The sequence below is a fragment of the Mesorhizobium sp. M0514 genome (assembly GCF_040321145.1).
Taxonomy (GTDB): domain Bacteria; phylum Pseudomonadota; class Alphaproteobacteria; order Rhizobiales; family Rhizobiaceae; genus Mesorhizobium.
Genome location: NZ_JAMYQZ010000196.1, coordinates 1 through 1954, shown reverse-complemented (window position 1 = coordinate 1954; position 1954 = coordinate 1). Strand labels below are relative to the sequence as shown.

Here is a 1954-nt window from a genome sequence, read left to right as displayed (position 1 = left end):
CGAAGCGCCGGGTGGGGTGATGGCGCCGGCCTCGGTTCAAGTCTCAGAACTTGCCGGCCTTGATGTAATCGATAAACGCCCGTAGCGGCGCTGGAACCAGACGCCGTCCGGGATAGTACAGAAATGGTCCGGGAAAACTCTGCCACCACGGTTCGAGCACGGGCTCCAGGGCGCCGCTTTCGAAGTGAGGGCGAAGCCAGCCCTCGAAGAGAGCGACGATGCCGCTGCCGGCAATGGCCGCATGGACGGCAAGATCGCTCGCCCCGCCGATCCGCACGATCAACGGCCCCGTCGTGTCGACCCGCACCACCTCGCCGTCGCGCTCGAATTCCCACGGCAGCATCGCACCGCTGGCAAAACGACCGCGCAGACAAGCATGGCCAAGCAGGTCGCTCGGGTGCTGCGGCCGCCCATGGCGCTCGAGATAGGCGGGGCTGGCGCCAGTGGCGAAGCGCTGGACGCGCGGTCCGATCGGCACCGCGATCATGTCCTGCTCCAGTCGCTCGTCATAGCGGATGCCGGCGTCGCAGCCGGCCGCCAACACGTCGACGAAGTTCTCATCGGCGATGACCTCCAGCCGAATGCCGGGATAGGCGGCGAGGAAGCCCGGAACGATGTCGGGCAATATCAGCCGCGCGGCGCTGACCGGGACGTTGAGGCGCAGCGAACCGGCCGGCCTGTCCCGAAAGCCATTGACCACGTCGAGGGCCGCCTCCACCTCCGACAGCGCCGGGCCAAGCCTTCCCAAGAGGCTGAGGCCTGCGTCGGTTGGAACAACGCTGCGTGTGGTGCGGTTGAACAGCCTGACGCCGAGTTGCGTCTCCAGGCGGCGCACCGCTTCGCTCAGGCCCGACGCGCTGCCGCCGCCTGCGCGAGCCCCTTCGCGAAAACCGCCGGCACGCGCCACCGTCACGAAAGCGTTCAGATCGCCAAGGTCCATCATTGTTCGCCATTCCGCACAAGCTGTACGGATTGTACCTTATTATCCCGAGGTTGAGCAGCGTCTATCTTCGCCTCCTCAAAGGAGACCGACCATGTCCACCATCCAAAAATCCGGCACATTCACCCTCGGCAGCCACACCGTGAAACGGCTCGGCTACGGCGCCATGCAACTTGCCGGCCCGCACGTTTTCGGTCCGCCGAAGGATCATGACGCGGCCATTGCAGTGCTGCGCGAAGCGGTGGCCTCCGGGGTCAACCACATCGACACCAGCGACTATTATGGCCCGCATGTCACCAACCAGCTGATCCGCGAAGCGCTGGCGCCCTATCCGCAAGACCTCGTCATCGTCACCAAGATCGGGGCGCGGCGCGGCAGCGACGGCTCCTGGCTGCCTGCCTATTCCGCCAAGGAACTAGAGCAGGCCGTGCACGACAATCTCAGGAATCTCGGCCTTGAGGTGCTGGATGTCGTCAATCTGCGCATCATGTTCGGGGTGATGGGTCCGGCCGAGGGCTCGATCGAGGCGCAGTTGACCGCGCTTGCCGAACTGCAGCGCAAGGGCCTGGTGCGCCATATCGGCCTGAGCAACGTCACCCCAGCGCAGGTCGAGGAAGGCCGTGGGATCGCCGAGATCGTCTGCGTGCAGAACCAGTACAATCTGGCGCATCGCGACGACGACGCGTTGATCGATGAACTGGCGCGCGCCGGTATCGCCTACACGCCGTTCTTCCCGCTCGGCGGTTTCAGCCCGCTGCAGTCGTCGACCTTGTCGGATGTGGCCGCGCGGCTCGGCGCCACACCCTTGCAGGTCGCGCTCGCCTGGCTGCTGCGCCGCTCGCCGAACATCCTGCTGATCCCGGGGACGTCGTCGGTCGGGCATTTGAGAGAGAACCTGGCGGCGGCGGAACTGGAGCTGTCGGCTGATGTGCTGAGGGAATTGGATGGGGTGGCGAAAGCGGCGTGAAGATTTTGCGGGCGGCGCTGTCACCCCACCCGCGCCTTCGGCGCGAC

2 protein-coding genes are annotated in these 1954 nt (G+C 65.8%); one reads left to right on the top strand and one right to left on the bottom strand.

What is annotated here, in order from left to right:
- Positions 1-43: 43 nt before the first annotated feature.
- Complete coding sequence (locus NKI61_RS32745) at positions 44-943, bottom strand: LysR family transcriptional regulator (protein WP_023693291.1); 900 nt, start codon at positions 941-943, stop codon at positions 44-46.
- 91 nt (positions 944-1034) lie between these two features.
- On the opposite strand from NKI61_RS32745, the gene NKI61_RS32740 reads away from it, so the two are divergent.
- Positions 1035-1907, top strand: a complete 873-nt coding sequence (locus NKI61_RS32740) for an aldo/keto reductase family oxidoreductase (protein ID WP_023734126.1) — start codon at positions 1035-1037, stop codon at positions 1905-1907.
- Positions 1908-1954 lie beyond the last annotated feature (47 nt).